Annotated in this window: 1 protein-coding gene and 1 pseudogene; both read right to left on the bottom strand. The window is 43.8% G+C overall.

Annotated elements, in window-relative coordinates; genetic code table 11:
- On the bottom strand, positions 1-381 hold a 381-nt coding region (locus tag A3729_RS01225), incomplete at its 3' end, for a DUF1499 domain-containing protein (protein WP_068632995.1).
- A pseudogene (locus A3729_RS32025) lies at positions 371-811 on the bottom strand (glycerol-3-phosphate 1-O-acyltransferase); the annotation flags it as partial. The gene A3729_RS01225 and the pseudogene A3729_RS32025, both read right to left, overlap by 11 nt.

Here is an 811-nt window from a genome sequence, read left to right as displayed (position 1 = left end):
TCCTAGTAGAGAGCCTGAACGTACATTCAATGTTTCTGTATTAGCTTGATAAAGTACCTCGAAATAGTCGACAAAGCCAAATATTTGAGAATAACTTTTTGCGTAAATATAGCCCTGATATTGATGTGAAATCTCGGTGCGAGGGAGCTGGTTTACACTAGCAACTACATGTGGCCACGCCTTTTCAAAAGGCATGGATAGGGAAAACTGATCTATTTTGTGAAAAAAGGTACTTGCTTCAGTTGAGACGCAATTAGGCAGTGGTGGGCACCAATTGAGACTAGGTTCAGGATCACTTTGTTGTAGCGGGCTGACAGCGCAGCCACTTGTCATCGCTAGCAGAGTAAGGCTGACATAGAGAGCACAGTTCTTAGGCTTCAAGTGCTGTCACTTCCATAATTGCCTGGCGGAGTTCTGCGTTCAGAACAAATTTTGCTTCCTCTATTACACGTTCAACATCTTCACCGTATACCAACTTATTGGCGCCATTAAGTGTTAAGAATTCCTTTTTTTGCAGCGTTGCAATGAAGTTTCGGAACAGTGCTTTGTCAAAAAACTCCGGGGCATTGAGACCAAAGAGAATCGACATGCGTTCAGCCATAAGTGTACTCTGTTTTTCAAGTTCTTCGGCATCAAGCTTCCCTGAACCACTACGCGTAAGAATGGCAACAACTATGTAGTAGCGTTCCAAGGTCTGGATGATCAAACGAGATAAGATGGACAAGTTTACGAAGGCCTCACTGCCGCTTGCCGGACGAGTAATGTACTCACCGTTGTCAATTACCAGCTTGTGTTGGATGAGTACTTTTAG

Source organism: Oleiphilus sp. HI0043 (assembly GCF_001634935.1).
The sequence above is the reverse complement of the archived record's forward strand: the minus strand, read 5'-3'. Positions and strand labels throughout refer to the sequence as shown.